Annotated in this window: 24 protein-coding genes and 1 pseudogene; 21 read left to right on the top strand and 4 right to left on the bottom strand. The window is 69.0% G+C overall.

Annotation, left to right across the window (positions count from 1 at the left end):
- Positions 1-210 precede the first annotated feature (210 nt).
- The 7 genes and pseudogenes from ABZ382_RS11480 to ABZ382_RS11450 all read left to right on the top strand — a co-directional run bounded on the left by ABZ382_RS11480 (position 211) and on the right by ABZ382_RS11450 (position 8,170).
- The gene (locus ABZ382_RS11480; protein ID WP_357087341.1) at positions 211-1,713 is read left to right on the top strand and encodes a nitrate/nitrite transporter; all 1,503 of its coding nucleotides are present in this window, start codon (positions 211-213) and stop codon (positions 1,711-1,713) included.
- 38 nt (positions 1,714-1,751) lie between these two features.
- Positions 1,752-4,304: a nitrite reductase large subunit NirB gene (gene nirB / locus ABZ382_RS11475; protein WP_357087339.1), complete on the top strand. Its 2,553-nt coding sequence runs from the start codon at positions 1,752-1,754 to the stop codon at positions 4,302-4,304.
- Positions 4,305-4,369: 65 nt separating this feature from the next.
- Complete coding sequence (nirD, locus tag ABZ382_RS11470; protein WP_357086984.1) at positions 4,370-4,765, top strand: nitrite reductase small subunit NirD; 396 nt, start codon at positions 4,370-4,372, stop codon at positions 4,763-4,765.
- A pseudogene (locus ABZ382_RS11465) lies at positions 4,762-5,907 on the top strand (uroporphyrinogen-III synthase); the annotation flags it as partial. The gene nirD and the pseudogene ABZ382_RS11465, both read left to right, overlap by 4 nt.
- Positions 5,908-6,467: 560 nt before the next feature.
- Complete coding sequence (locus ABZ382_RS11460; RefSeq protein WP_357086981.1) at positions 6,468-7,292, top strand: CbiX/SirB N-terminal domain-containing protein; 825 nt, start codon at positions 6,468-6,470, stop codon at positions 7,290-7,292.
- 134 nt (positions 7,293-7,426) lie between these two features.
- Entirely contained in the window at positions 7,427-7,639 is a 213-nt protein-coding gene (locus tag ABZ382_RS11455; RefSeq protein WP_357086979.1) for a hypothetical protein, read from the top strand.
- Positions 7,640-7,762: 123 nt separating this feature from the next.
- Entirely contained in the window at positions 7,763-8,170 is a 408-nt protein-coding gene (locus tag ABZ382_RS11450) for a nuclear transport factor 2 family protein (RefSeq protein ID WP_357086976.1), read from the top strand.
- Here the strand turns inward: ABZ382_RS11450 and ABZ382_RS11445 are convergent.
- Positions 8,167-8,805, bottom strand: coding sequence for a TetR/AcrR family transcriptional regulator (locus ABZ382_RS11445; protein WP_357086973.1), 639 nt, complete (start codon positions 8,803-8,805; stop codon positions 8,167-8,169). The two genes, ABZ382_RS11450 and ABZ382_RS11445, sit on opposite strands and share 4 nt — an antisense overlap.
- 116 nt (positions 8,806-8,921) lie before the next feature.
- On the opposite strand from ABZ382_RS11445, the gene ABZ382_RS11440 reads away from it, so the two are divergent.
- Genes ABZ382_RS11440 through ABZ382_RS11415 form a run of 6 tightly spaced genes read left to right on the top strand, consistent with a single transcriptional unit; the run spans position 8,922 to position 16,642 of the window.
- Complete coding sequence (locus ABZ382_RS11440) at positions 8,922-10,304, top strand: NAD(P)-binding domain-containing protein (RefSeq protein ID WP_357086970.1); 1,383 nt, start codon at positions 8,922-8,924, stop codon at positions 10,302-10,304.
- A 16-nt stretch (positions 10,305-10,320) separates the two neighbouring features.
- Positions 10,321-11,469 (top strand): serine hydrolase domain-containing protein, encoded by a 1,149-nt coding sequence (locus ABZ382_RS11435; protein WP_357086968.1) that lies wholly within the window; start codon positions 10,321-10,323, stop codon positions 11,467-11,469.
- 58 nt (positions 11,470-11,527) lie between these two features.
- On the top strand, positions 11,528-13,189 hold the full coding sequence (locus ABZ382_RS11430) for a class I adenylate-forming enzyme family protein (RefSeq protein ID WP_357086966.1): 1,662 nt from the start codon (positions 11,528-11,530) through the stop codon (positions 13,187-13,189).
- A gap of 6 nt (positions 13,190-13,195) precedes the next feature.
- Positions 13,196-14,941, top strand: coding sequence for an amidohydrolase family protein (locus ABZ382_RS11425; RefSeq protein WP_357086964.1), 1,746 nt, complete (start codon positions 13,196-13,198; stop codon positions 14,939-14,941).
- Positions 14,938-15,717 (top strand): SDR family NAD(P)-dependent oxidoreductase, encoded by a 780-nt coding sequence (locus tag ABZ382_RS11420; protein WP_357086961.1) that lies wholly within the window; start codon positions 14,938-14,940, stop codon positions 15,715-15,717. The genes ABZ382_RS11425 and ABZ382_RS11420 overlap by 4 nt, the downstream gene beginning before the upstream one ends.
- A gap of 10 nt (positions 15,718-15,727) precedes the next feature.
- Positions 15,728-16,642 carry an SDR family NAD(P)-dependent oxidoreductase gene (locus tag ABZ382_RS11415; RefSeq protein ID WP_357086959.1) on the top strand — a complete coding sequence of 305 codons (915 nt, stop codon included), beginning with the start codon at positions 15,728-15,730 and terminating at the stop codon, positions 16,640-16,642.
- Here the strand turns inward: ABZ382_RS11415 and ABZ382_RS11410 are convergent.
- Positions 16,623-17,204, bottom strand: coding sequence for a helix-turn-helix domain-containing protein (locus tag ABZ382_RS11410; RefSeq protein WP_357086957.1), 582 nt, complete (start codon positions 17,202-17,204; stop codon positions 16,623-16,625). The genes ABZ382_RS11415 and ABZ382_RS11410 overlap by 20 nt on opposite strands.
- Positions 17,205-17,392: 188 nt before the next feature.
- On the opposite strand from ABZ382_RS11410, the gene ABZ382_RS11405 reads away from it, so the two are divergent.
- The 8 genes from ABZ382_RS11405 (at position 17,393) to ABZ382_RS11370 (ending at position 26,370) form a co-directional block, all read left to right on the top strand.
- Complete coding sequence (locus ABZ382_RS11405; protein ID WP_357086954.1) at positions 17,393-19,480, top strand: CocE/NonD family hydrolase; 2,088 nt, start codon at positions 17,393-17,395, stop codon at positions 19,478-19,480.
- A 256-nt stretch (positions 19,481-19,736) separates the two neighbouring features.
- A complete protein-coding gene (locus ABZ382_RS11400) occupies positions 19,737-20,132 on the top strand; it encodes a hypothetical protein (RefSeq protein WP_357086951.1) in 396 nt (131 codons plus the stop codon).
- Between the two features lie 84 nt (positions 20,133-20,216).
- Positions 20,217-21,068 carry an SGNH/GDSL hydrolase family protein gene (locus tag ABZ382_RS11395; protein ID WP_357086948.1) on the top strand — a complete coding sequence of 284 codons (852 nt, stop codon included), beginning with the start codon at positions 20,217-20,219 and terminating at the stop codon, positions 21,066-21,068.
- Between the two features lie 175 nt (positions 21,069-21,243).
- On the top strand, positions 21,244-21,636 hold the full coding sequence (locus ABZ382_RS11390) for a hypothetical protein (RefSeq protein WP_357086946.1): 393 nt from the start codon (positions 21,244-21,246) through the stop codon (positions 21,634-21,636).
- A 38-nt stretch (positions 21,637-21,674) separates the two neighbouring features.
- Positions 21,675-22,580 (top strand): SGNH/GDSL hydrolase family protein, encoded by a 906-nt coding sequence (locus ABZ382_RS11385; RefSeq protein ID WP_357086943.1) that lies wholly within the window; start codon positions 21,675-21,677, stop codon positions 22,578-22,580.
- On the top strand, positions 22,577-23,929 hold the full coding sequence (locus ABZ382_RS11380; protein WP_357086940.1) for an acyltransferase: 1,353 nt from the start codon (positions 22,577-22,579) through the stop codon (positions 23,927-23,929). The genes ABZ382_RS11385 and ABZ382_RS11380 overlap by 4 nt, the downstream gene beginning before the upstream one ends.
- A 154-nt stretch (positions 23,930-24,083) precedes the next feature.
- Positions 24,084-25,619: an alkaline phosphatase family protein gene (locus ABZ382_RS11375; protein WP_357086937.1), complete on the top strand. Its 1,536-nt coding sequence runs from the start codon at positions 24,084-24,086 to the stop codon at positions 25,617-25,619.
- Positions 25,620-25,719: 100 nt separating this feature from the next.
- On the top strand, positions 25,720-26,370 hold the full coding sequence (locus ABZ382_RS11370) for a hypothetical protein (RefSeq protein ID WP_357086935.1): 651 nt from the start codon (positions 25,720-25,722) through the stop codon (positions 26,368-26,370).
- Here ABZ382_RS11370 and ABZ382_RS11365 read toward each other — a convergent pair.
- A complete protein-coding gene (locus ABZ382_RS11365; RefSeq protein WP_357086932.1) occupies positions 26,316-26,552 on the bottom strand; it encodes a hypothetical protein in 237 nt (78 codons plus the stop codon). The two genes, ABZ382_RS11370 and ABZ382_RS11365, sit on opposite strands and share 55 nt — an antisense overlap.
- 4 nt (positions 26,553-26,556) lie before the next feature.
- The gene (locus ABZ382_RS11360; RefSeq protein ID WP_357086930.1) at positions 26,557-26,862 is read right to left on the bottom strand and encodes a hypothetical protein; all 306 of its coding nucleotides are present in this window, start codon (positions 26,860-26,862) and stop codon (positions 26,557-26,559) included.
- Positions 26,863-26,967: the final 105 nt, after the last annotated feature.

Here is a 26,967-nt window from a genome sequence, read left to right as displayed (position 1 = left end):
AGGCTCTCACCTCACGGCTCGGAAACTCGTTTTCAGGCGTTTTGTGACCGCCGGAAACCCTTGTGTCACATAGGCGAAACATAAGACCGGATCTCACGCCGTAATCCCGGATTTCGTGAGCAACCGTTGATTTGCCGGACATTTCGCGCAGCACGGGCGCAATACCCGTTTTCTACCTTGGGGCCATCCAGATTTCAGGAGGGCCTCTTGTTGACGACGCTGACCCGCAAGCGCGACATCGAGCATTGGGATGCCGAAGATGTCGTGGCTTGGGAAGCCGGTGGTAAGGACATCGCGCGCCGCAATCTGATCTGGTCGGTCTTCGCCGAGCACATCGGGTTCTCGGTGTGGTCGATCTGGTCGGTCATGGTGCTGTTCATGCCGACCGACGTCTTCCACATCGATCCGGCGGGCAAGTTCTTCCTGGGTGCGATCCCGACGCTGGTCGGCGGGTTCATGCGGATCCCCTACACCGTGCTGACCGCGAAGTTCGGCGGCCGCAACTGGACCATCGTGTCCGCGCTGCTGCTGCTCATCCCGGCGCTGCTGACGCTGTACTTCATCAACCAGCCGGGCACCTCCTACACGACGTTCCTGATCGTGGCGGCCTTCGCCGGCCTGGGCGGCGGCAACTTCTCCTCGTCGATGTCCAACATCAACGTCTTCTACCCGCAGCGGCTCAAGGGCTGGGCGCTGGGCATGAACGCGGGCGGCGGCAATATCGGCGTTCCGGTGGTGCAGCTGATCGGCCTGGCGGTCATCGCGACCCTGGGCAACCACTACGGCAATGCCTCGGTGGTGTGCGCGGTCTACCTGGTCCTGATCGTGGTGGCGGCGCTGGGCGCGGCCCTGTTCATGGACAACGTCAAGAACCAGAAGGCCGACCTGTCCTACATGATCAAGGCGCTGCGGATCCCGCAGTCGTGGGCGATCGCCTTCCTCTACATCGGCACCTTCGGTTCGTTCATCGGCTACAGCTTCGCGTTCGGCCAGGTCCTGCAGATCACCTTCAAGGCCGACGGCGCGACCGTCGCCGCCGCCGCGCTGCACGCCGCGCAGATCGCCTTCATCGGCCCGCTGCTGGGTTCGCTGGCCCGCCCCTACGGCGGCAAGTGGGCCGACCGCATCGGCGGCAGCAAGGTCACGCTGTTCACCTTCGTCGCGATGACGGCCGCGGCCGTGGTGGTCGCGGTGGCCTCGACTCTCGGCGATCGCGCCGGGCACCCGACGGGCGGGGTGCTGATGGCCATGATCATCGGCTTCACCGCGCTGTTCGTGATCTCCGGTTTCGGCAACGGCGCGGTCACCAAGATCATCCCCTCGGTGTTCGAGGCCAAATCCCGCTCGCTGGAAGGTGATTCGGCCAGCCGCGCGGCCTGGGCCCGCAACACCTCGGGCGCGCTGATCGGGTTCGTCGGCGCCATCGGCGCCCTGGGCGGCGTCGGCATCAACCTGATGCTGCGCACCTCCTACGCCTCCACCAAGTCCGCGACCACCGCCTTCTGGGTCTTCATGGCCTTCTACGTGCTGTGCGGCGTGGTCTGCTGGGCGGTCTTCATGCGCCGCCCGAGCCTGCGGGCACTGTCCGCCGAGACCTCTGGCGCCGATGTCGTCGTCGAGGCGGAGGCCATGGTCCTCGAGGCCGAATCGCACTCCGCCGCAACCGATCCTGCATCCAACCCCGCCTCGTCCGCTACGTCGGCTCGCGCCTGACCTGCCCGTTCTCGAAAGGGACCGTCATGACCAACAACATCGAACGCAAGACCGTCGTAGTGGTCGGCCACGGCATGGTCGGACACCGCTTCGTGGAAGCCCTGCGCTCCCGCGACGAGGCCGGCGTGTGGCAGGTCATCGTGCTCAGCGAGGAGAAGCTGGCCGCCTACGACCGCGTCGGGCTCTCGTCCTACGTCGGCATCTGGGAGACCTCGGCGCTGGCGCTGCCCGGCAACGACTACGAGGGCGACGAGCTGGTCGAGGTGCGGCTGGGCCAGCGCGCCGACAGCATCGACAAGGCGGCCCGCAAGGTCACCACCTCCACCGGCGACGTGATCGGCTACGACGCGCTGGTGCTGGCCACCGGCTCCTACGCCTGGGTGCCGCCGGTGCCGGGCGCCGACTCCGAGGGCTGCTACGTCTACCGCACCCTCGAGGACCTCGACGGCATCCGGGCCACCGCCGAGGCGGCCGGTCCGGGCGCGGTCGGCGTCGTGGTCGGCGGCGGTCTGCTCGGCCTGGAGGCGGCCAACGCGCTGCGCCTGCTGGGCATGACCCCGCACGTGATCGAGTACAACAACTGGCTGATGCCCGCCCAGGTCGACGAGGGCGGCGGCGCGATCCTGGAGAAGCTGGTCACCGAGCTCGGCCTGGAGGTGCACACCGGCGTCGGCACCTCCTCGGTCGAGATCGTCGCCGATGCCGCGCTCGCGGAGAAGCTGTCGGTCAAGCTGTCCGACGAGAGCGAATTGCGGGCCGCGCTGGTGGTTTTCGCCGCCGGTGTGCGTCCCCGCGACGAGATCGCCAAGACCGCCGGCATCGAGGTCGGCCCGCGTGGCGGCGTCATCACCGACCTGGGCCTGCGCACCTCGGACCCGAGCATCTACGCCATCGGTGAGGTCGCCGCGGTCGAGGGCGTCTGCTACGGCCTGGTGGCCCCGGGTTACAGCACCGCCGAGGTGGTCGCGGACCGCATGCTCGGCGGCGAGGGCGAGTTCCCGGGCGCGGACATGTCGACCAAGCTGAAGCTGCTCGGCGTGGACGTGGCCTCCTTCGGTGACGCGCACGCCAAAACCGAGGGCGCGCTGTCGGTGGTGCTGCACGACGCCGCCAAGGGCACCTACGCCAAGCTGGTCGTCTCCGACGACGCGCAGACCCTGCTCGGCGGCATCCTGGTCGGTGACGCCACCCAGTACTCGGCGCTGCGTCCGCTGGTCGGCCGCCCGCTGCCCGCCGATCCGGCCGCGCTGATCTCCCCGGCCGGTGCGGAACTGGGCGCGGACGCGCTGCCCGACGACGCGCAGATCTGCTCCTGCAACAATGTCTCGAAGGGTTCCATCTGCGGCGCGATCGCCGACGGCGCCTGCGACGTCCCGGCCATCAAGAGCTGCACCAATGCCGGAACCTCCTGCGGCGGTTGCGTTCCCATGCTCAAGAAGCTGCTGGAGCAGTCGGGTGTGGAGGTCTCCAAGTCGCTGTGCGAGCACTTCTCGCAGTCGCGCGCCGAGCTGTTCCACATCATCCAGTCGACCGGTATCCGCACCTTCTCGGCCCTGATCGCCAAGTACGGCAAGGGCACCGGCTGCGATATCTGCAAGCCGACGGTGGCCTCCATCCTGGCCTCCACCTCGAGCGATCACATCCTCGACGGCGAGCAGGCCTCGCTGCAGGACACCAACGACCACTTCCTGGCCAACCTGCAGAAGAACGGCACCTACTCGGTCGTGCCGCGGATGCCCGGCGGTGAGGTGACCGCCGACCAGCTCATCACCATCGGTGAGATCGCCAAGGAATTCGACCTGTACGTGAAGGTCACCGGCGGTCAGCGCATCGACCTGTTCGGCGCCCGCGTCGAGCAGCTGCCGCTGATCTGGAAGCGCCTGGTGGACGTGGGCATGGAGTCCGGTCACGCCTACGGCAAGTCGCTGCGCACGGTGAAGTCCTGCGTCGGCTCGACCTGGTGCCGCTACGGCCAGCAGGACTCGGTCGGCATGGCGGTGCTGCTCGAAAAGCGTTACCGCGGTTTGCGTTCCCCGCACAAGCTGAAGCTGGCTGTGTCGGGCTGCGCCCGGGAGTGCGCGGAGGCGCGAGGCAAGGACGTCGGCGTCATCGCCACCGAGAACGGCTGGAACCTCTACGTCGGCGGCAACGGCGGTCTGACCCCGAAGCACGCGGTGCTGCTGGCCGGTGAGCTCGACGACGAGACGCTGATCAAGTACATCGACCGCTACCTGATGTTCTACATCCGCACCGCGGACCGCCTGCAGCGCACCGCGCCGTGGCAGGAGGCCCTGGAGGGCGGCATCGACTACCTCAAGGCCGTCGTCTGCGAGGACAGCCTGGGCATCGCCGCCGACCTGGAGGCCGCCATGGCCAAGCACGTGGACGGCTACAAGGACGAGTGGGCCGCCGTGCTCGAGGACGAGGGCAAGCTGTCGCGCTTCGTGTCCTTCGTCAACGCCCCCGAGGAGTCGGATCCGACCATCGGCTTCGACGAGAGCGGCGAGCGCAAGGTGCCCGTCCTGCTCGGCATCCCGGAGCTTCCGGTGAGTGCGGCCCAGGCCACAGAAGCCGCCACAACCGGGAAATGACTGCTTAACGACTTGGAAACAGGGCGCCGGTACCAATAGGTAAGGCGTTCGGAGGAGAGTTACCGATGACCGTGATCGACACACCCGGCACCGCAGTCACCACCACCTCGGGGTGGACCCAGGCCTGCCGGCAGGACTATCTGATTCCCGGCCGCGGCGTGGCGGTGCTGCTGAAGGGCGGCCGCCAGGCGGCCCTGTTCCTCACCACCGACGGCACGCTGTTCGCCGTCGGCAATATCGATCCGTTCGGGCGCGCGGCGGTCATGTCGCGCGGCCTGGTCGGCGACCGCGGCGGCGTGCCCGTCGTGGCGTCCCCGCTGCTCAAGCAGGCGTTCTCGCTGATCGACGGGCGCTGCCTGGACGACGACACCATCTCCCTGCCGGTCTACGCGGTGCGCGTGGAGGACGGCGTGGTCGCGGTGTCGAACGACCCCGTGCAATTCGTCGGCGGTACCGCATGACCGAGGTCGACGGCGGTACTCCGCTGGCCGGTTTCACGGTCGGCATCACGGCTGCCCGGCGTGCCGACGAACTCGGCACCCTGCTGGCCCGCCGGGGCGCGAATGTCGTGTCCGCCCCGGCCATCCGGATCATTCCGCTGGCCGACGACAACGAGCTGGAGCGGGTGACGCGACAGCTGGTCGCCGACCCGCCGCAGATCGCGGTCGCCACCACCGGCATCGGTTTCCGCGGCTGGATGGAGGCCGCGGAGGGCTGGGGCCTGGCCGAGGAGCTGCGCTCCACGCTGGCCTCGACCCGCATGCTGGCCCGCGGCCCCAAGGCCAAGGGCGCCATCCGCGCGGCCGAGCTGCGCGAAGAATGGTCTCCCGCTTCGGAATCCAGTGCCGAGGTGCTCGATCACCTGCTGGCGCAGGGCGTCGAGGGGGTGCGGATCGCGGTGCAGCTGCACGGCGCGACCACCGAATGGGAGCCCGTCCCCGACTTCTGCGAGGTGCTGCGCTGCGCCGGAGCCGACGTGGTTCCGGTGCCCGTCTACCGGTGGATCCCGCCGGACGACCGCACCCCGATGGATCGCCTCATCGAGGGGATCGTCACGGCCGGACTGGACTGTGTGACCTTCACCAGTGCCCCGGCCGTTGCCTCACTTCTCATGCGCGCCAAGGAAACCGGTCTGCTGGAGGCGGTACTGCACGCCTTCCGCACCCGGGTGCTGCCCGCCTGCGTCGGCCCGATCACGGCCGCACCGCTGGAGGAGCTGGGCGTGCCCACCACGAGCCCCGGCCGTGCCCGGCTGGGCGCCCTGGCCCGGCACGTCGCCGAGGAACTGCCCCGGCGCGCCAACCGGATCCAGGCCGCCGGTCACGTTCTGAGCGTCCGCGGCGGCTGTGTCGTGGTGGACGGTCAGGTGCGGCAGCTGGCTCCCGCGCCGATGGCGCTCATGCGTTCGCTGGCCCGTCAGCCGGGCCGTGTGGTCTCGCGCGAGGACCTGCTCGCCGCTCTCCCCGGCGGCGGCGACGACACCCACGCCGTGGAGACCGCCATCGCCCGGCTGCGGGCGGGTCTGGGCACCCCCAAGGCCATCCAGACCGTCGTCAAGCGCGGGTACCGTCTCGCCCTGGACCCGGCCGAGTGCATCGACAATCCGCACGAGGCCGCGAATCCCGTTGCCCGCCAGCCTGGTCCGGCGCGCGGCGCCGGTCCGGTCGCCCGCCGCGAGGTCCCGCCGTCGCGGATCCCGGGCGCTCGGCAGCCGCTGACCGACACCCCGCCCGCCGTGGCTCCCCGCCGCCCGGGCGCCCCGTCGGCCGTCAACGGCACGGCTCACCCGGCCGCGGCTCCGTCGCCCGTGGCCCGGTCCACCGCCGCGCCGCTGCGATCGGCGCCCGCTCCGGCGGGCCCGAGCACCGGGGCGGCGCGACCGGGCGCGGCCCCGGTGCGATCGGCCTCCCCGACGAATGATGTTCGCCCCGTTGGTCTTCCGGTGCAGCCGGGCGGTGCGGCGCCCGCGACCCCGGTCGCGGGTCCGGCGGCCGGTGCTGCCCGGTCGGCGGCCGCCGCTCGCGCCGTGTCGGCGTCGCGCCCGTCGAATCCCAATGCCACACAGTCGAGTTCGGTGTCACGGCAGGCGTTCCCGCCCCGCTCGTACGGCTCTCCCGGCACCCCGCCGGGGTCGGGAGCCGTCCGTCCGCCGCGGGGTGCGTGGTGAGCGCCCCCGCGCTGGTGCTGGTCGCCCACGGCACCCGCAGCGCGCGCGGCGTGGAGATGATCGCCGAGCTGGCCGAGGCGGTCGCGCGGGAGCTGGGCGCCTCGGCGCTCGCGCACGCGGCCCGGCTGTCCGGGACAGGTGCCGGTGCCGATTTCGGGGCCGCATCGGCATCGTTGCGTGAAGTGGCGATCACGGCCGCGCCGCAGGTGCGGACCGCGTTCGTGGATGTGCTGGGCCCGTCCCCGGCCGAGGTGTTGCGGGATCTGGATCCGGTTCCCGCCGTGGTGGTTCCGGCCTTCCTGGCCTCGGGCTACCACGTGTATCAGGATGTGCCGCGAGAGGTGGCCGCGAGTGCGCACGACGCGGTCGCGGTCACCCAGGCCATGGGTCCGGACCCGGCGCTGGCCGAGGTCATGCACCTGCGGCTGCGGGCTGCGGGCTGGCGGCCGGGGGACGCGGTGGTCTTCGCCGCCGCGGGCTCCTCGGACGCCCGGGCACGCCAGGATGTGCAGCGCGCCGCCAACCTGCTCTCCGAGCGGGTCGGCACGCCCGCCCACCTGGCCTACATCGCCACCGGCGAGCCCAAGGTCCCCGAAGTGGTGGCCCGGGTCCGGGCCGCGGGCGCGCGCCGCGTCTTCGTGGCCTCGTACCTGCTCGCGCACGGGCTGTTCCATCAGCGCCTGCACGAGGCGGGCGCGGACGGCGTCGCCGAGCCGATCGGCGTGCACCCGTCCGTGGTGCGCCTGCTCGCCGATCGCTATTACGCGGCCGTCGAATCCTTGACAGCCGGCATCTCCGCGGCCGACGTCCGAGTTGCCTGATCGGTCCCTTCCGTCCGGTGGGGATTAGGGGTTCTGCCCTAATTCCCACGCCGAATTCCCGTACCGCTTGGTGATTTTCGGATTCGCGTGGCAACCTTTACCGCAATTCGGTAAAGACTCTGGAGGATTCCCACGTGAAGAAGCTTGTCGTCGCCGCAGTGATCGCGGGCGGTATCGCCGGCCCGGCCGCCACCGCCGCCGCCGATTTCCCCACGATCTACGACCCGTGGGCGGCCTGCATCCGGTCGGGCCAGACGGTCGAGCAGTGCGAGGCGCTGGTCAACGGCACCCAGCCGTCCGACCAGGGCGCGGGCTTCGGCTGGACCGGCTCCGCCGCCGGCCGCTGATTTCTCAAACAATTCAATTTCAGATTTCGGGCCGACGCCTTATGGCGTCGGCCCGAGGTCTTTTCATCCCGCTCACCGGTATTCGCCGATCCGGCCCGCCGACGGCCCGGTGAGGATGGCGGGATGTCGCCCGAACATCCCGCTCGCCGTGCCGGACTCGCCTCGCAGGCCGCGGTGCGCGGTAAGCGCAAGGCCGAATGGCTGGCATTGTTCGCCGACGACGCCCGCGTGGAGGATCCGGTCGGGATTTCCCCCTACGACCCGGTGGGGGAGGGGCACTCGGGACACGCCGCCATCGCGGCGTTCTGGGATATGGCGATCGAGCCCAGCCGCATCGAATTCACCTGGGCGGATTCCTTCGCCTGCGGCGACGAGGCCGCCTTCACCGGAACCATTCGCAGTACCCGCCCCGAGGTGAGCGTCGAGGTGGATCTGGTGGCCGTCTATCGCGTGAACGCGGACGGGAAAGTCATTGCGCTGCGCGCGTTCTGGGAACTGGATCGCGCCCGCGTCACGCCGGTCTCGGATTAGTCCTTCGGCGTCTGGAGCGCCGGATACCAGATGTCGGTGAGGACGGCCGCGGCCTCGTCGGCCGAGACGTCGATGGTGCCCTGCATGGCCCAGCGGGTGAAGAAGCGTTCCAGCTGGGCGACCAGGAGTTCGACGCGCAGCCGCGCCTCCTCCTGGCGGTCGGCGGGCCAGCGCGACAGGTAGGAGCTCATGACGCTGGGCAGCGACATGATGCCCTCCTTGGCCACTTCGCGGAATTCGGGTTCGAGGGTGGTGGCCTCGTCCCAGGCGGGGAGCAGGTCCTTGTATTCCTGGAACCAGTCGATGGCCCGGCGCATCCACGCCGCGAATTCCTCGCGCGAGCCGGTGTCGAGCACGTGGTCGAGGTCCTCGTAGAAGTTCCGGACGCTGGGCAGCGTGCCCTGTTCGGCGATTGCCCGCAGCACGTCCGGTTTCCCGGTGAAGTGCAGGTAGAAGGTGGCGCGGCTGCAGCCGACGGCGGCGGCGATGTCGTCGACGCGGACCGGCGCGTAGCCCTGCTCGGTGAACAGCTGCTTGGCGGCGTCGATGAGCCGGCTGCGGGTGAGCCGTTTCTGTTCGTCGCGCAGCGAGGTGCGCCGCGGGGTTTCGGGGTGGTCTACATCGGATCGGGTCACGCTTGAATGATAGACGCAAGTTCACTCACTAGACACACTGTCTAGTGAGTGTTAGCGTGTGTGGCACGTCACGTCCGGCAGGGCTCTCAGACCCGTCGCCGAATCAGGAGAGTGAATTGGCTGCGAAATCCGCACAGAACCGCGAGCTACCCCGGGTCGCCATCATCGGCGCGGGCCCGTCGGGCATCACCGCCGCGAAGCGCATGGCCGAATACGGCATCCCCTTCGACTGCTACGAAGCCTCCGACGAGGTGGGCGGCAACTGGTACTACAAGAACCCGAACGGGATGTCGGCCTGCTACCAGAGCCTGCACATCGACACCTCGAAGTTCCGGCTGCAGTTCGAGGACTTCCCGGCGCCCGACGCGTGGCCGGACTTCCCGCACCACAGCCAGCTGCACCAGTACTTCAAGGATTACGTCGAGCACTTCGGCCTCCGCGACCGAATCCGGTTCAACCACAAGGTGACCTCGGCCGATCGTGCCGCCGACGGCCTGTGGACGGTCACCACCGACCAGGGCACCGTCGAGACCTACGACGCCCTGATCGTGGCCAACGGCCACCACTGGGATCCGCGCACCCCCGACTACCCGGGCGAGTTCGACGGCACCCTGATCCACTCGCACTCCTACAACGACCCCTTCGACCCGATCGACATGCGCGGCAAGCGAATCGTCGTGGTGGGCATGGGCAATTCGGGTCTGGACGTCGCCTGCGAGCTGTCGCAGAAGTTCATCGCCGACAAGCTGTGGGTCTCGGCCCGCCGCGGCGTGTGGGTGCTGCCCAAGTACGTCGGCGGCAAGGTCGGCGACACCCAGGTGGTGCCGTCCTGGATGCCACCGAAGCTGGCGCTCAAGCTCAAGCAGCGCTTCGTGGTCAAGAACCGCGGCCGCATGGAGGACTACGGCCTGCCCAAGCCGGATCACCTGCCCTTCGAGGCGCATCCGTCGGCCAGTGAGGAGTTCCTGCACAAGGTCGGTTGCGGCGATATCGATTTCAAGCCCGCCATCACCAAGCTCGACGGCAAGGTCGTGCACTTCGCGGACGGCTCCACCGAAGAGGTGGACGTGGTCGTGTGCGCCACCGGCTATCACATCAGCTTCCCGTTCTTCACCGATCCGGTGCTGGTGCCCGATGCGGCCAACAAGCTGCCGCTGTGGCGTCAGATGGTCAAGCCGGATATCGACAATCTGTTCTATCTCGGTCTGGCCCAGCCGATGCCGACCTTGGTGAACTTCGCCGAGCAGCAGTCCAAGCTGGTCGCTGCCTACCTGACGGGCAACTACCGGCTCCCGTCGCAGGCCGATATGACCGCCGCGGCGGCCAAGGCCGAGGCCGAGCGCGCCGAGCGCTACTACAACTCGCCGCGGCACACGATCCAGATCGACTTCGACGTCTACGTGCGCGAGCTGAAGAAGGAACTCACCGATGGCGCGCGCCGCGCGGCGGCGGTGGGCAACAGCCTGCCGGTCCGCGGTCGCGCGCTGGTCGAAGCGTAGGGAGGGAACGGTCGGGATGAGCAACGTCGCTGGATTCTGCGCCGACGAATTCGAAGCTGTCCGTGCGGCTTTCACCGAGCAGGTGGAGTCGGGCGCGGAGCTGGGCGCCTCGGTCTGCGTGACCGTGGACGGCGAGCCCGTGGTGGATCTCTGGGGCGGATACGCCGACCCGGGCAAGACCACGCCGTGGGCCGCGGACACCGTGGTGAACACCTTCTCCATCACCAAGACCATGGTCGCGCTGAGCGTGCTGCTGCTGGTCGACCGCGGTGAGCTGGACGTGCACCAGAAGGTGGCCCACTACTGGCCCGAGTTCGCCGCCAACGGCAAGGCCGATATCGAGGTGCGGCACCTGCTGTCGCACACCTCGGGCGTCTCCAGCTGGGAGGCCCCGATCGTGCTGTCGGACATCTACGACACCGACGCGGCCACGGATCGCCTTGCGGCGCAGACGCCGTGGTGGGAGCCGGGCACCGCGTCGGGCTATCACGCCATGAACTACGGCCACCTGCTGGGCGCGCTGGTCAAGCGCGTCACGGGTCGCCCGCTGGGCCGCTTCTTCGCCGAGGAGCTGGCGGGCCCGCTGGGCGCGGACTTCCACATCGGCATGGCCACCGAGGATCTGGGCCGCATCGCGACCCTGGTCCCGCCGGAGCTGCCGGACTTCGATCCGTCGCTGCTGCCGCAGGACAGCGTCATGTTCAAGACCCTGTTCCAGCCGCTGCTGGACTTCGCCGAATGCGGGACCCCGCAGTGGCAGCAGGCCGAGCTGGGCGGCATGGGCGGGCACGGCAATGCCCGTTCCATCGCCCGGTTGCAGTCGCTGATCAGCAATGGCGGCGAGCTGAGCGGCCGGAAGCTGTTGTCGGACAAGACCATCGACCTCATCTTCGAGCAGCAGTCCGACGGCGTGGACCTGGCCATCATGGTGCCGCTGAGCTTCGGCATCGGCTACGGCCTGCCGCAGCCGCAGACCGCGCCGCACGTGCCGGACGGCCGGGTGTGCTGGTGGGCCGGGATCGGCGGCTCGATGGTGGTCAACGACCTGGACCACCGGGTCACCTTCGCCTACGCGATGAACCGGATGGAGGCGGGCCTGATCGGTTCTCCTCGTGCCGACACCTACCTGAAAGCGACCTTCGATACAGTCCGGGGGGCGGCGTGACCGGCCTCACTCCGATCACCCGCCACGGTTCGCGCACAAGGATTCGAGGACTTGATTCATGACCAACGCAGTTGACCTCCAGGCGCTCGCCGCGCAGGTCGCCGGAAAGCTGACCGGCCCGGGCGGTCCGTTCGAGATGACGGTCGAGCAGGTGCTGGGCGTGCCGCAGCCGGTGTTCAAGCACCGCCACGCGTCGCTGCTGGAACTGCTGGACGCCTCCCGCGAACTGGGCGAACTCGACTACCTCGTGTCCGCGCGCACCCGCTACACCTTCGCCGAGCACTACGCCGCCGCGGGCGCGCTCGCGGCCGCGCTGGCCGAGCGCTACGGCGTCGGCAAGGGCGACCGGATCGGCATCCTGGCCGCCAACACCCCCGAATGGGTGCTGACCTTCTGGGCCGCGCAGCGCCTGGGCGCGATCCCGGTGGGCTACAACGCCTGGTGGGTGCCGCGCGAGATCGAGTACGGCCTCGAGCACTCCGCCCCGACGGTGGTGATCGCCGACGCCAAGCGGGCCGCGCTGGCCGCCGAGACCGGCACCGACATCCCGGTGCTGACCATGGAGACCGACCTGCCCGCGCTGATCGCGGAGTTCGCGGGCGGCAACCCGGCCGCCGAGGTGACCGAGGACGATCCGGCGATCATCCTCTACACCTCCGGCACCACCGGCCGCCCCAAGGGCGTGGTGCACACCCAGCGGAACATGGTGGCGGTCGCCGACTACCACCGCTTCATGGACGCGCTGGCCGCCGGCTTCCGCGGCCAGGCCTGGGACGGTTCCCCGGCCGGCCGCCGCTACCTGGCCACCATGCCGCTGTTCCACATCGCGAGCCTGCACAACCTGTCGATCCCGCGCCTCACCACCGGTGACGCCGTGGTCTTCCCGACCTCGGGCGAGTTCGACGCGGAATCGCTGCTGCGGCTGGTCGAGACCGAGAAGGTCACCAACTGGGCGGCCGTGCCGACGCTGGCCAGTCGCATTCTGGGCGTGGACATCTCGAAGTACGACCTGTCCTCGCTGACCGCGTTCTCGCTGAACTCCGCGCCGTCCTCCCCGGCGCTGGTGCAGCGTTTGCGCGAGAAGTTCCCGGTGGCGCTGCAGGGTCTGACCACCAGCTACGGCTGCACCGAGTCCGGCACCGCCGCGACCGTGGCCACCCCGCCGGAACTGGCCGCCGACAACGAGACCGTGGGCCGCGCGGTGGTCGGCGTCTCGCTCGAGGTCCGCGACCCCGACGGCAAGCCCGTGGCCGACGGCGAGGAAGGCGAGATCTGCATCCGCAGCCCCTACGTCATGCTCGGCTACTGGAACAACGACGACGCCACCAAGGCGGCCATCGACGAGAACCGCTGGCTGCGCACCGGCGACTTCGGCACGCTGCGCGGCGGCAAGCTCTACATCTCCGGCCGCCGTTCGGATCTCATCCTGCGCGGCGGCGAGAACGTCTACCCGCAGGAGATCGAGAACGTCCTCGACGAGCACCCGCTGGTGCGCGAATCGGCCGTGATCGGCGTCCCGCACGAGGATCTCGGCCAGGAGGTGGCCGCCATCGTCGTGGTCGACGATCCGGAGGCGCTGACCGAGGACGAACTGCGCGACCACGTGGCCAGGCAACTGGCCTACTTCAAGGTGCCCGCCCGCTGGCTGGTCACCGCGGATCCGCTGCCGCGCAACGCCACCGGCAAGGTGCTGCGCCGCGACCTCACACTGGGGAAGTGAATTCCTGTGTACGACACCATCATCAAGAACGGCCGCTGGTTCGACGGAACCGGCGCTCCGTCGGCCATCCGCAATCTCGGCATCCGTGACGGCCGGGTGGCGACGGTCTCGGCCGCGCCGCTGGACGAAACCGATTGCGGGCGCGTGATCGACGCGACCGGCCGCTGGGTCATGCCCGGCATGATCGACATCCACACCCACTACGACGTGGAGGTGCTGCTCGACCCGACGCTGTCGGAGTCGCTGCGGCACGGCGTCACCACCCTGCTGCTGGGCTCGTGCTCGCTGTCCACCGTGCACGTCGGCGGTTCGGACGCGGGCGACCTGTTCGGCCGGGTGGAGGCGATTCCGCGCAAGCACGTGGTGGAGGCGGTCGACGCGCTCAAGACCTGGAACAGCGCGCACAGCTATGTGGCGGCGCTGGAGTCGCTGCCGCTGGGCCCGAATGTGGCCGCGTTCATCGGTCATTCGGACATCCGGGCGGCGCAGCTGGGTCTGACCCGCGCCACCGATCCGAAGGTGAAGCCGACCGAGAACGAGCTGACGGCCATGGAGCACAAGCTGACCGAGGCCCTGGACGCGGGCTTCGTCGGCATGTCCTCGCAGCAGCTGCTGTTCGACAAGCTCGACGGCGAGGTGTGCCGCTCGCGCACCCTGCCCTCGACCTATGCCACCGCCAAGGAGCGGCGTCGCCTGAATCGCATTCTGCGCGACCGCAAGCGGGCGTTGCAGGGCGGTCCGGACGTGGCCAAGCCGCAGAGCCTGATCGGCATGGCGGCCAGCAGCCTCGGCTTCTTCCGGCCGCACCTGAAGGTGAGCCTGCTGTCGGCGGCCGACATCAAGGCGATTCCCGGTGTGGTGAAGGTCTTCCCGCTGCTCGGCAAGATCATCAACAAGCTGGGCGGCGACTTCCGCTGGCAGCACCTGCCGGTGCCGTTCGAGGTGTACTCCGACGGTATCGACCTGCCGGTGTTCGAGGAATTCGGTTCCGGCGCGGCGGCTCTGCACCTGTCCAACCAGATCGAGGAACGCCGCGCGCTGCTGGCCGACGAGGAATACCGGCGCTGGTTCCGCAAGGACTACGACAAGAAGTGGGGCCCGCGAGTCTGGCACCGCGACTTCTTCGACGCCGAGATCACCGAATGCCCCGATGAGAGCGTGATCGGCAAGACCTTCGGTCAGGTCGGCGTGGACCGCGGCGGCGTGCACCCCGTCGACGCCTTCCTGGATCTGGTGGTGGAGTACGGCCCCAAGGTGCGCTGGCGCACCACCATCTCGAACCACCGGCCCGAGGTGCTGAACGTGCTGGCCGCGGATCCCAGTGTGCAGCTGGGCTTCTCGGACGCCGGCGCGCACCTGCGGAACATGGCGTTCTACAACTTCGGGCTGCGGCTGCTCGAGCGGGTGCAGCGGGCGCAGCAGGCGGGCACGCCGTTCATGACGCTCGAGCATGCCGTGCACCGGGTGACCGGTGAGCTGGCCGACTGGTACGACCTCGATGCCGGACATCTGCGCGAGGGTGACCGGGCCGATGTGCTGATCATCGATCCCGAGCGGCTCGACGACAGTCTCACCGCCTACGCCGAGAACCCGGTTCCGGAGTACGACAACCTCTCGCGCATGGTCAACCGCAATGACGAGACCGTCACCGCGGTGCTGGTCAACGGCGAGTTCGTCTTCGGGCTCGGCGAGAAGGCCGAGACGCTCGGCACGGAGCGGACCGGCGAGTTCCTGAAGGCGGGCGCCCGATGAACGCACGCAGATTCGAGGGCCGCACCGCGGTCGTCACCGGCGCCGCCTCCGGCATCGGTTCGGCCATCGCGGCAGCCGTGATCGCCGAGGGCGGGAATGTCGTCGGCCTCGACATCGACGCGGCCGGACTCGAGAAGCGGGCGGCCGAACTCGGCGCCGCCTTCGTCCCGGCGGTCACCGATGTCACCGACGAGGCGCAGGTGGAGGCGGGAATCGCGGTCGCCGCATCGCGATTCGGCGGTCTGCACGCCGCCTTCAACTGCGCGGGCGCGTCCCGCATCGGGGCGGTCACCGACCTCACCGAGGCGGATTGGGACTTCACCATCGACCTGATCCAGAAGAGCGTCTTCCTGTGCACCAAACACGAAGCGCGCCTGATGAAGTCGACCGGTGGCGGCTCGATCGTCAATATCTCGTCCCTGGACGCCCGGGTCCCCATGCCCGGCGGCAGCCCGTACTCCACGGGTAAGGCGGGCGTGGTCATGTTCTCCAAGAACGCGGCCCTGGAACTGGCGCAGCACCGCATCCGGGTGAACGCCGTGCTGCCCGGCCTGGTGGACACCCCGCTGGTGGCGGCGGTCATGGGGTACGAGCCCGCCAAACAGATGTTCCTGGACCGCATTCCGATGGGCGCGCCCGCGACCCCGGAACAGATCGCGGGCCCGTGCCTGTTCCTCGCCTCCGACGAGGCCTCCTATGTCACGGGCATCGACATGGTGGTGGACGGCGGCTGGGAACTGAGCAATTTCCCCAACCTCGCGAAGCTCGCGGGCTGAGCGGTACGCGATGCACACCGATGAGGTCATCGCCGGAATCGACCTCACCGGTCGCGTAGCCCTGGTCACGGGAGCCACGGGCGGTCTCGGAGCCGAGACCGCCCGTGCCCTCGCGGCCGCCGGCGCCACGGTCCTGCTCGCCGCGCGCGACACCGCCGCGGCGGGCACGGTCGCGGCCGGTATCCGTGAGCACTGTCCCGGTGCGACAGTCGATGTCGTCGGGCTGGACCTGAGCGATCTCGGCAGCGTCCGCGCGGCCGTGCGGGCCGTCGCCGAGCGCGCGCCCGCGCTGCACCTGCTGATCAACAACGCGGGGGTGATGTACACGCCGTTCGGCCGCACCGCCGACGGCTTCGAATCGCAGTTCGGCACCAACCATCTCGGCCACTTCGCCCTCACCACCAGCCTGCTGCCCGCGCTGTCGGCGGGTGCGGACCGGTCCGGTGTCGCGAGCCGCGTCGTCACGGTGTCCTCGGCGGCGCATCACGCGTACCCGGCCGACCTCGACGACCCGAACTTCGAGCGCCGCGAGTACGACAAGTTCGCGAGCTACGGGCAATCCAAGTCCGCGAACATCCTGATGACGGTGGAACTCGCGGCTCGCGGCGTGGACCGCGGCATCCACGCCTATGCCGTCCACCCGGGGGTCTGCGCCACCGACCTGTCCCGGCACATGTCCCGCGCCGACTTCGCCGAGATGCGCAAGCTCACCGCCCGCAACCCCTCGGCCGTGACCACCCTGAAGACGATCCCGGAAGCGGCCGCGACCTCGGTCCTGGCGGCGACCGCCCCCGACCTGACCGCGCATTCGGGTGCCTACCTCGCGGATTGCGCTGTCGCCCAGGCCAGTCCGCACGCCACCGACCCGGCCACCGCCGCGACGCTGTGGGAGCTCTCCGAACGCCTCATCGCCCCGTCGTCGTAGGCCGGTCGAAACCGGTTCCGGCCCCGCGTGGTTCGACCGCGCGGGCCGCGTTCCGGACCTGTTGCGGCGTCCGGCCGTACCAGCGCCGCACCGCCCGGGTCAGGGCGGACTGTTCACGCAGCCCGATCAGGGTGGTGATGCGGCTCATCGGCAGATCGGTCTCGCACAGCAGCCGGTGCGCGATATCGCGGCGGGCCGCGTCGAGCAGGGCCGTGAAAGTCGTTCCCTCGGCGGCCAATGCGCGTTGCAGGGTGCGCTCGTGCACGGTGAGCATGCGGGCCACGGTGTCGATGTCGGCCCGGGATTCGAGCAGGGCGCGGTCGATGGCCGACCGGACCCGTGCGGCCATGGTCCGGTCGGGGCCGGGGTAGTTGCGGTCCAGGAACTCCATGGCGACTTTCAGCGCCTGGCCCAGGGATTCGGCGGGGACCAGGGCGTCGCCGTCGGCGAGAGCCTCGGGGGTGATCCCGAATCGCCGGAGCAGGGCCGCGCCGTCGCCGCCCAGTTCGTCGATGAGTTCGCGGTATCCGCGCAGGCTCGCCGCGCGCGCCATGATCGCCATCGGCCGGTCGCCCTCCCGCCGGTTCTTCGTCTGCGCGGGGGATCGTAACCCGGTCCGCCGACTGTCTGGGACGGAATGGCCGAATGGGCTTGTCGCGCTGGGGTAAAACGATGTCGCCCTGGGGCGAGTCGTTATTACCCGCCAGTAGCAACAATCTGTCCCAACAATGGTGCGAGAGGTGGGACTCAATGCTGAAGGCGCGATGGCGAACCCGGAGATCGGCCGGGAAAGTGCTGGTGATCATGGCCGCGGTGGTGGCGGGAACCCAGTTCCTCGCCCCGATGGCCGTGTCGGACACCGCATTCACCGGAATCGACGGCGCCCCCTACGCGGCGGGCTGGACCGACGCGGTGGACGGACCGCAGCCGCACAACGGGATCGTCCCCGATCTCGCCGTGCCGATCACCATGTCCGACGGCGTCGTGCTGAAGGCCGACATCATTCATCCCGCCGACAACGGCCGTGTCCCGGACGGTCGCCGGCCGGTGATCCTCCAGATGCAGGGATACGGCAAGCTGCCGCTGCTGATCGGCGAGGCGGTGCTCAGCGCCGCCGACGGCCTCGGCATCAAACAACCGCTGGAAACGTGGGCGGCGTCGCTGAATCTGCCGGGCGTCGGGGTGGACGGCCTGTTCGACATGACCCGGCAGCTGGATTCCGGTGCGCTGGAGGCGGCCGCGCAGGACTGGGCGCTCGCCCAGGCGGGATACACCCTGGTGCAGGTCGACACCCGGGGCACCGGCACCTCCGAGGGCGCCTGGCAGGTGTTCGGCGACCGGGAGAAGCAGGATGTCGCCGAGGTGGTGGACTGGATCACCCGCCAGTCCTGGAGCGACGGAGCCGTTGGGGCCATGGGGATCTCGTTCACCGCGATCACCGCGCTGGAGGCCACCGACCGGATGCCGCCGGGCCTGAAGGCGGTGTTCGCCTACGAGGGCAGCGCCGACATCTTCACCGATATCGCGGGCCCGGGCGCCGCGGTGGGCGTCGGCTTCCTGGTGCCGTGGCTGCTGGGGGTCAACGCGCTCAAGATGATTCCGGACGTGACCGCGCTGCTGGTCGGAAAGTTCGATCCCGCACAGCAATCCCGCTGGCTGCGCGACCGCCTCGCCGATCCGCTGACCCTGGTCGACATGGTCGTCAACGGCTACACCGCCATGACCCCCGATCAGCTGACCGCGCGGACTCGTGAACTGGTGGACCCGAATTCGGGCTTCCGGCGCGGCCTGAAGACCGACATCGCCCACATCCAGGTCCCGACCTTCATGGTGGGGGCGTGGTTCGACATCTTCGGCACCACGCCCACCGACACCTTCGCCGCCATCCCGCTGCCGCCCGAGCAGAAGAAGCTGATCATGGGCGACGGCTACCACCTGGGTTCCGGAGTCGGCGGTTTCGGCCATCCGGGGATGCCGCCGCGCCTGGATGTGTTGCAGCGGGCCTGGTTCGACCACTGGCTGCGCGGAATCGACAATGGCGTGGACAGATTCACGCCGCTGATCGTGAAGCAGCAGGGCGGTGGCTGGACCGACGCGCCGGAGTTCCCGCGCGCGGACGCCGTCCACCGCCGGATGTATCTGAACGACATCCCGTCCGGCACCGGTCCCGGCTCGCGCTACGACGGCGGCCTGTCCGCCGAACCCCGGCAGCCGGCCGTGCGCGATCTGACGGTCACCCCGGCCCTGTCGAGCCTGTGCGGCCGCGACACCGCCCGCATCACGGCGGGCCTGACCGCGATTCTCGACCTGTGCGCCAACGATTCCCGCGTCTGGGAGAACGACGGCCTGTCCTTCACCAGTAGTCCGGTGTCCGCCCCGACCACGGTGTCGGGCCCGATCAACGTCCACCTGAACGTGGTCGAGGACGCCGCGGACGGGTACTGGGTCGCGACGGTCAACGATGTTGCCCCCGACGGTGTCTCGCACGAGATCGCGACCGGCCAGTTGGTCGCCTCCATGCGTCAGATCGACGAGGACGCCAGCCTCCGCTCCGCCAACGGCGACTACACCGAACCCCACTACTACCTGGACCTGGCCCGGCGGCAGCAGACCGTCCCCGGCGTCCCGGTCACCCTCGATATCGCCCTGACCCCGATCGAGGCCGTCCTGCAGCCCGGCCATCGGCTCCGGATCGACGTCTACGCGAGCAATTTCCCCAAGGCCCTCCCGCCGATGATCTTCCTGGCCGATTCCGGTCTGAAGCCCGAGCATCTGCGGCTGGATCCCGACGCCCCCAGCTGGGTGAACCTCCCGTCGACGGTCGCGATCCCGGACTAGTTCCGCGGCGCGCCGAGGGGTCCGGGGCTCGCTGGGGGGTAGCCCCGGACCACTGGGTGGGATAGTTTCGGGTGCCGACCGACTGGAACCGGTGCTTGCGGGTACGGTTTGCCTGATCAGGGCGGACCGGATCCGATGCCCCCAGTAGTCGGGGCCAGTTTTCCGAATCCGGGCGGGTAGGGGTGGCTGGTTTTGTACACTCCCCGCTGAAGTGAACATCTATCACTTCAGTTTTGAGCTCCGATTCGAGGTACTGATGAAGTCTGCTACACCAGGGGTGTTCGCCGTTCGTGCCGCCGCGGCAGTGCTCGGCGGGGCGTTGTTGTTCGCGGGGGTCACAGGGTGCGGCAGCGACAAGTCCTCAGAGGGCTCACCGACCGGTGGTGCGGTGGTGTCGTCGGCGGTGAAGGCCACGGGCGCGCCCGCGCCCACCACCACGGCCGCCGCTCCCGCGCCCGCCGAGTCTCCCGCGCCCGAGCCCGCGGCCACCGAACCGGCCGCCCCGCAGCCCGTCGCGCCGGAAGCCCCCGCGCCGCAGCCGGTCGCCCCGCAACCGGTGGCGCCCAAGCCCGCTCCGCAGGTCGAGCAGCCCGCGAAGCCCGCCCCGCCCACCCTGGACGCACCGGGCTTCGAACCCCGCGCCGGATACTGAGAGAGCTGGACTAGTCAGTTGCTGGGCAAGAATGGACGGTGGCTGTGTGCTGCCGTCGTCGCGGTGGCGGCCTCGGTCTCCGCGATGAGTACCACCACCGCCGGCGCCGATCCGGGCGCCGGGGGCAGAGAGCTTGTGACCCTGGGCGATTCGTTCTCCGCGAACGCCTGGGACTTCATGGACGCGGACAACTCCTGTAATCGGCACGGGCGCACCGCCTGGCCGGTGCAGCTGGCCGAGCTGATGGGCGTGCACGGCACCGACCGGGTGTCGGACCCGTCGTGCCCCGGTTCGTCGATCGACAGCGGGCCGGGCTGGACCATGGCCCAGCAGGCGCAGAAGGCCGACAAGGAAGGCGCGTTCGGTCCCAAGACCAAGCTGGTGACACTGCAGTTCAGCCTCAACGACAAGTGGGGCAAGAACGATCAGACGCTGTGGGGGTCGTTGCAGAAGTGCGTGTTCAACCTTCCTCTCGGCTGTGACCCCGAGGCCGTCGACGAGGACCGTTTCCCCGACTACAACGGGGTCTCCGGCGCGCTGATGGCCAAGCGCATGAGCAATGCCGTCACCTACATCAAGTACTACGCGCCGAACGCGAAGATCGTCCTGGTCGGTTACCCGGAGCTGTTCACGCCGGGCACCAGCACGGTCTGCCTGAGCATCGGCGGCGTCGCGCCCTTCATCCAGTCGCGCGGTCGCGCGGTGGTCGAGTACTTCGACCGCATCGACAAGGCGGAGCGAGAAGCCGCCCAACTACTCGGGATCGAGTTCCTCGATGCCCGCGGGCTCACCACCGGTCATGGGCTGTGCTCGTCGCAGCCCTGGCTGAACGGTGTGTTCGACCCCCGGACAGATCTCGACGGTCTGTTCTTCCATCCGTCCACCCAGGGTGACACCGTCGTCGCCCGTGCCATCTACGACCGCTACGGTCACTGACCGTGTGCACAGCCGGTTATCGACGGTTTGTCCGTCGGTAGCTACTCGTCGAGTCTGCTGGTTGCGCAGGGGTTTTGCAGTTTGCCGAACCCCTGTCGCGGCTCTCGCAGCCTCTTGTACACTCCGCGCAAAAGTGAAAAATCCGCAGTTCAATTTGCGATACGAGGGTTCCAACATGAACATCCGCATCACCGGCAAGTCGACCGCTCGCGCCACCGTGGCCGCCATCGGTTCCGTCCTGCTCATCGGTGGACTCGCTGCGTGTGGCAGCGACAAGGCCACCGACTCGCCCGCCACCACGACCACCTCCGTGGTCGCCCCGGCGAGCAGCTCGGCCGCTCCCGCGAGCAGCGCGGCCCCCGCGCCCGCCGCCCCGCCGGCCACCACCGAGGCCCCCAAGGCCGAAGCCCCCGCCCCGGCGCCCGCGCCGCAGGTCGAGGCCCCCGCGCCGCAGCAGGTCGCGCCGCAGCCGGTCGCGCCCAAGCCCGCGCCGCAGGTCGAGGCGCCTGCCAAGCCGGCGCCGCCGACGCTGGACGCCCCCGGCTTCGAGCCTCGCGCAGGGTACTGACGCACCAGCGCAGGTTCTGAAAGACGGAGATAGAGCACGTGTCGGGAAACAACGGACGGTGGCTGTGCGCCGCGGTGATGGCAGTCGCCGCGGCCATGGCGGGAACTTCGGGGGCACAGGCGGATTCGACTCCGCAAGGTAGAGAACTGGTCATTCTGGGTGACTCGTTCACCGCGAACGGGTGGGACCCGCTGGGGCAGGACAAGACCTGTCAGCACGGCGCCACCGCCTGGCCGGCGCAGCTGCGGGACCGCTTGGGCCTGCACGGCGACGGACAGGTGTGGAACCAGTCCTGCCCGGGCGCGTCGATCGACACCGGGAACGGCTACATCCTGAAGGTCCAGGCGAGCAACGCCGACAAGGCGGGCGCGTTCGGTCCGAAGACGAAGCTGGTCACCCTGCAGTTCGGTCTCAACGATGTGTGGGGCGGCTCCTCGAAGTCGCCGTGGGACTCGATGCAGGCCTGCTTCTACGACCCCGCGGGCGGCTGTGGGGCCGACGCGGTGGCCGACGGCCGGATGGCCGACCCGAAGAACGTGACCGGCGCCGAGTACGCCGCACGGATCAGCGCGGTCGTCGCCTACGTCCGTTATTACGCCCCGAACGCGCGCATCGTGATCGTCGGGTATCCGGAGTTGTTCACGCCCGGCCAGGACGCGATCTGCTTCGACATCGCCGGTCTCGAGATCGGCCAGCCCAAGGGTCGCACGGTCGTCGACTACCTCGATCGATTCGATCAGGCGCAGCGGGAAGCCGCGGCCCTGTTGAAGATCGAGTACCTCGACAGCCGGGCGCTCACCCGCGGGCACGGGCTGTGCACACCCGACCAGTGGGTCAACGGCGTGTTCGACCCGAAAGTCAATGTCGCCGGTCTGCCGTTCCATCCGGCTCCGCAGGGCGACGCCGTGATTGCCAACGCCCTGCAGGAGAGGTACGCCCGATGACCCGACCACCCGAAGTCGTGCCCGGCACGCGGGAGGATCCCACCGCGCTCGCGGTGGAGTCCTTCTCCACCCGAGTGATCCAACCGGCGCCCGCGGCCCGCCCCGTCGAAACCGCCACGCCCGCCGTCGAATCCGTCATCGAGCGGGCCGCCCGGGTCCGCCCGCCGCTGCCGTCGCTGACCGGCGCGCGCTGGTGGGCGGCGTTCGCGGTGTTCGTGCTGCACGCGCTGGTGTTCCTGCCCGTGTACCCGTTCCAGAAGTCGGAGATGTTCCGGAACATCCACGCCTGGATTCCGATGCAGCTCGGCGCGGCGGGGGTGACCTTCTTCTTCGTGCTGTCGGGCTTCATCATCTACTGGTCGTTCCGGCCGGGCATGGCGAAGGGCGCGTTCTATCGCCGTCGCGTGCTGAAGATCTACCCGTCGCATCTGCTGGCGGCCGCCGCGTTCATCGTGGTGGCGAGCGTGCCGCTGCACCGCGCGGTGGTGTGGGTGCCGAACCTGCTGCTGGTGCACACCTACGTGCCGAAGTGGACCACGGTCGGCGGCCTGAACGTGCCGTCCTGGTCGCTGGCCGCGGAAATGCTGTTCTACCTGAGCTTCCCGCTGGTGCTGCCGCTGATCATGAAGATCCCCACGCGCCGGCTGGTGCTGGCGGCGGCGGTCCTGCTGCTGGGCATCGCCGCCCTGCACACCTCGTACTTCCTGTTCTTCGACGGCCCCAAGGGCATCGCGAACGCCTTCGCGCCGCGGCTGGTCCCGGGCACCACGTCGCCGTACTACGAGCTGCACGCCTCCCCGGCGTGGTTCCAGCAGGCGAACATCCCGGTGTCGCTGTCGTATTGGCTGAGCTACACCTTCCCGCTGTCGCGCCTGCCGGAGTTCTTCCTCGGCGTGCTGGCCGCGCGCATGGTGCTGGAAGGCAAGTGGCGCAACACCAACCTGCTGTGGCCGATGGTCGCCCTGACCATCTCCTACGCGTTGACCTGGGTCGTGCCGGTGAACTACAAGATGTCGGTCCTGATGCTGGCCCCGATGACCGCGGTGGTCGCCACCATGGCGAACCGTGATCTGCACGGCATCGGCAAGGTCAATTCCCATCCGCGCGTGGTGTGGCTGGGCAATATCTCCTTCGCCTTCTATCTGATCCAGTTCCCGGTCATGGTGCTGATCACCCGATACCTGATCGGCGGCAAGGAGTTCGGCGTCGTCGGCTGGGCGGGCTTCGCCGTGCTGAGCCTGGTGGTGTCGACGGTGATCGCGGCGGCGCTCTACCACTGGGTGGACCTGCCGATCATGAACAACTGGGCCCGTTCCAAGAAGAAGAAGCCCGCGAAGGTCGCCGCCTAGCCGGGCAGTGCGTGCCGCACCACCGCTTCCGCCTATTGGTCGAATGACCAATAGGCGGTTCGCGTTCATCACCCGGTCACTGTGGAGCGGGTGGCTCGACATCTGAAACGTGTTCCATTCGGGTCGCATTTGTAACGACCCGTAAGGAACAGCTATGCGCCACAACGGCGTTCGACAACACCTCGGCAAGGTCCTCGCCCTCGCGGCAGCGGCCGCACTGTCCGTCCTGAGCGGCTCGGCCGTCATCCCCACCGTGGCGCAGGCCGCGGTCACCAGCCCGAACCTGATCGTGGACGGCGATGCCGAAGCGGTGGCACAGTGCTCACCGCGCGGGCTCGACGGCATGACGCTGCCCGGCTGGAACGCGGGCAAGGGCGAGCCGAACGCGGTGTGCTACGGCCAATCCGGCTGGCCCGGACCGTCCACGACCGGCCCGTCGAACCGCGGCGCGAAGTTCTTCACCGGCGGCGGCACCGGCAGCTCCGAGATGGATCAGTGGATCGACATCTCCGGCGCCGCCGCGGCCATCGACCAGGGCGGCGTGAGCTTCGACCTCAATGGCTGGCTGGGCGGCTACGGCGCGCAGCTCGACAAGGCCGGCCTGACCGTGACCTTCCTCGACGCGTCGCGTTCCAAGCTCGGTTCGGCCGACGCCGGAAGCGTGAGCAGCATCGACCGCGGCCTCAAAACCGAACTGCTGCAGCGTGATACGAAGGGCACCCTGCCCAAGGGCACCCGCTCGGTGCGGGTCGCGGTGGACTTCACCTGGACCAATGGCGACACCACCGACGGCTACGCCGACAATCTGTCGTTCACCATCGGCGCTTCCCTGCCCGCGCCGTCGCTGAGCCAGTCCACCACCACGGTGCCGGGCTACGACCACGTCTTCATGGTCTACCTGGAGAACCAGGACTACGACGGCATCAGCGGCATCATCGGAAACTCCCAGGCCCCCTACATCAATGGCCTGCGGCCGCAGGGCGCGACCCTGAGCCAGTCCTTCGCCACCACGCATCCGAGCGACCCGAACTACGTCGCGCTGGCGGCGGGCGGACTGTACGGGCTGGTCGACAACAGTGTGACCACCACGACCCTGAACGCGCGCCACATCGGCAACAGCGTCGACGCCGCGGGCAAGACCTGGAAGGGCTACGCCGAGGACGCCAACGGCAACTGCGACCAGACCGCGCACGGCGAGTACTACCAGGACGACCTGCCGTTCCTGTACTTCCAGAACATGAAGTCCGATCCGGCCTACTGCGCGGCGCACCTGCAGCCGCTCACCCAGATGAAGACGGATCTGCAATCCGCCGCCACCACACCGAATTTCGTGTGGTTCGCGGCCAACGAATGCCACAACATGGAGGGCTGCGGCGTCGCCTCGGGCGACCAGTGGCTGAGCGCCACGCTGCCGTCGATTCTCGAGTCGCCGGCGTGGAAGACGCAGCGTTCCCTGCTGATCGTGACCTTCGACGAGGGCACGGTCAAGGCGTTCGGCCCGATGTACCCGAACCGCGTTCCGACCATTGTGCTGGGCTCGCAGAACACGGTGAAGGCCGGGTACACCAGCTCCCAGCGCACCGACCAGTACGGTCTGCTCCGCACCATCGACACCGCTCTGGGTCTGCAACCGCTCACCAATAACGACCGCTACGCGGGCACGGTGAACGACATCTATTCCGGCCACTGACATCTGGCCCCGGGCGCGGCGTGTCCATTGCGACGCGCCGCGTCCTGGGCGGATGACGGAGGTCCGGGATCCTGTCGGCCGCCACCGCTAATCTGCGAGGATGGTGAAACCGGAATCGGCCCTGCGCCGCTTGATGCGCGACACGGGGAAGTTGCTGCAGCCGTACGGTTTCGAGGGGGCCGAACCTACCTGGACGCGGGTGCTGCCCGAGGGCGTGGCCACCATCGCCCGGACCCGCACCTTCCGCACGTTCACCGGCGGGCAGCAGGTGCTGCGCTTCGGATTGGGCGCGTGGGCGACTCCGGCGGGCTGGCAGGAATTCCGCGCGTGGCGCACCGAGCGCTACGGACTGCGGCCCCTCGCCCCCGAGGCGGCCACCGGTCCGGGTCTGCTCCCCGGCGAGGGCCTGCCCGGTGAGTCCGACGACCTGTGGTCGGTGCGGCTGGATCGCTACCAGCATGGCCACGTCCAGTCCGAGGACATCGAGGCCATCCGCGCCGAGCTGCCCCGCCGCGTGCACGCCCACGCCCGGCGGGCGCTGCGCCTGCTCGAACCCGGCAGCTACCTGGAAGAGCTACTGGCCCAGCCGAATCCGCGCATCGAGACCTGGGAGGCGATCGTGGTCCTGCTCGCCGACCAGGGGCCCGACCCGCGGCTCGACGAAGCCCTGGACCAGCTGCGCGACCAGCCCGGCACTCAGGACGTCGTCGACTTCATCGCCGCGCGGACCTTGTCGAGCCGGTCGGCGTAGAAGAACACCCGCCCGCAGCCGATGCACAGCAGGGCGAGCAGATCCGAGAGGGCTCGCCCGCCCTCACGGCGCACCAGGTACATGTCCATGCTGCCGCTCACCAGGACGCGGCGTTCGCCGCAGTCGGGGCAGGGCGTTTCGGGCGGCGTAACCCGCTCGGGCTCGGTCTTTTTCGAGAACACGCGGTTATTGTTGCCCGTTCGACTTCTGGTATTCGCGCCAGGCCTTCTGGGTGTCGGTGAGTTTCGGCTTCGGCGTGCGATTGCGGAAGAAATTGACCACCATCACGACCGGCAGGATGAAGGCCTGGAAGAAGATCAGGTAGGAGTCGCCGTCGAAGAGGAACGCGAGGTAGAAGGCGTAGCCGAGATAGACCAGCCCGAAGACGGCGTCGATGGTGCGCGCGGTGTTGCCCTGCCCCTCCCGGACGGAGGCGAGCACCAGCATGATCACCCCGCTGAGCGCGAGCAGACCGACATACCAATTGAACATGGATTCCCCCGAAGACAATTCAGCCCCGACCAGTCGGTTGGGCCGGGCCGAACGATAGCACCGCACGAAAACGGGCGCCATCGATTAGTCGATGGCGCCCGTTTT

Origin of the sequence: Nocardia sp. NPDC005825 (genome assembly GCF_040630175.1) — a bacterium.
In the GTDB taxonomy this organism is placed as follows: Bacteria; Actinomycetota; Actinomycetes; order Mycobacteriales; family Mycobacteriaceae; genus Nocardia.
Note: the sequence above shows the minus strand (reverse complement) of the source record. Positions and strands in the feature narration are given on the sequence as shown.

Bases quoted from the DNA above. Each gene is read 5' to 3' on its own strand.
- nirD (WP_357086984.1), top strand. From the start codon at position 4,370: ATGACCGTGATCGACACACCCGGCACCGCAGTCACCACCACCTCGGGG.
- ABZ382_RS11450 (WP_357086976.1), top strand. From the start codon at position 7,763: ATGTCGCCCGAACATCCCGCTCGCCGTGCCGGACTCGCCTCGCAGGCC.
- ABZ382_RS11435 (WP_357086968.1), top strand. From the start codon at position 10,321: ATGAGCAACGTCGCTGGATTCTGCGCCGACGAATTCGAAGCTGTCCGT.
- ABZ382_RS11430 (WP_357086966.1), top strand. From the start codon at position 11,528: ATGACCAACGCAGTTGACCTCCAGGCGCTCGCCGCGCAGGTCGCCGGA.
- ABZ382_RS11420 (WP_357086961.1), top strand. From the start codon at position 14,938: ATGAACGCACGCAGATTCGAGGGCCGCACCGCGGTCGTCACCGGCGCC.
- ABZ382_RS11415 (WP_357086959.1), top strand. From the start codon at position 15,728: ATGCACACCGATGAGGTCATCGCCGGAATCGACCTCACCGGTCGCGTA.
- ABZ382_RS11410 (WP_357086957.1), bottom strand. From the start codon at position 17,204: ATGGCGATCATGGCGCGCGCGGCGAGCCTGCGCGGATACCGCGAACTC.
- ABZ382_RS11405 (WP_357086954.1), top strand. From the start codon at position 17,393: ATGCTGAAGGCGCGATGGCGAACCCGGAGATCGGCCGGGAAAGTGCTG.
- ABZ382_RS11400 (WP_357086951.1), top strand. From the start codon at position 19,737: ATGAAGTCTGCTACACCAGGGGTGTTCGCCGTTCGTGCCGCCGCGGCA.
- ABZ382_RS11395 (WP_357086948.1), top strand. From the start codon at position 20,217: ATGAGTACCACCACCGCCGGCGCCGATCCGGGCGCCGGGGGCAGAGAG.
- ABZ382_RS11390 (WP_357086946.1), top strand. From the start codon at position 21,244: ATGAACATCCGCATCACCGGCAAGTCGACCGCTCGCGCCACCGTGGCC.
- ABZ382_RS11380 (WP_357086940.1), top strand. From the start codon at position 22,577: ATGACCCGACCACCCGAAGTCGTGCCCGGCACGCGGGAGGATCCCACC.
- ABZ382_RS11375 (WP_357086937.1), top strand. From the start codon at position 24,084: ATGCGCCACAACGGCGTTCGACAACACCTCGGCAAGGTCCTCGCCCTC.
- ABZ382_RS11370 (WP_357086935.1), top strand. From the start codon at position 25,720: ATGGTGAAACCGGAATCGGCCCTGCGCCGCTTGATGCGCGACACGGGG.
- ABZ382_RS11360 (WP_357086930.1), bottom strand. From the start codon at position 26,862: ATGTTCAATTGGTATGTCGGTCTGCTCGCGCTCAGCGGGGTGATCATG.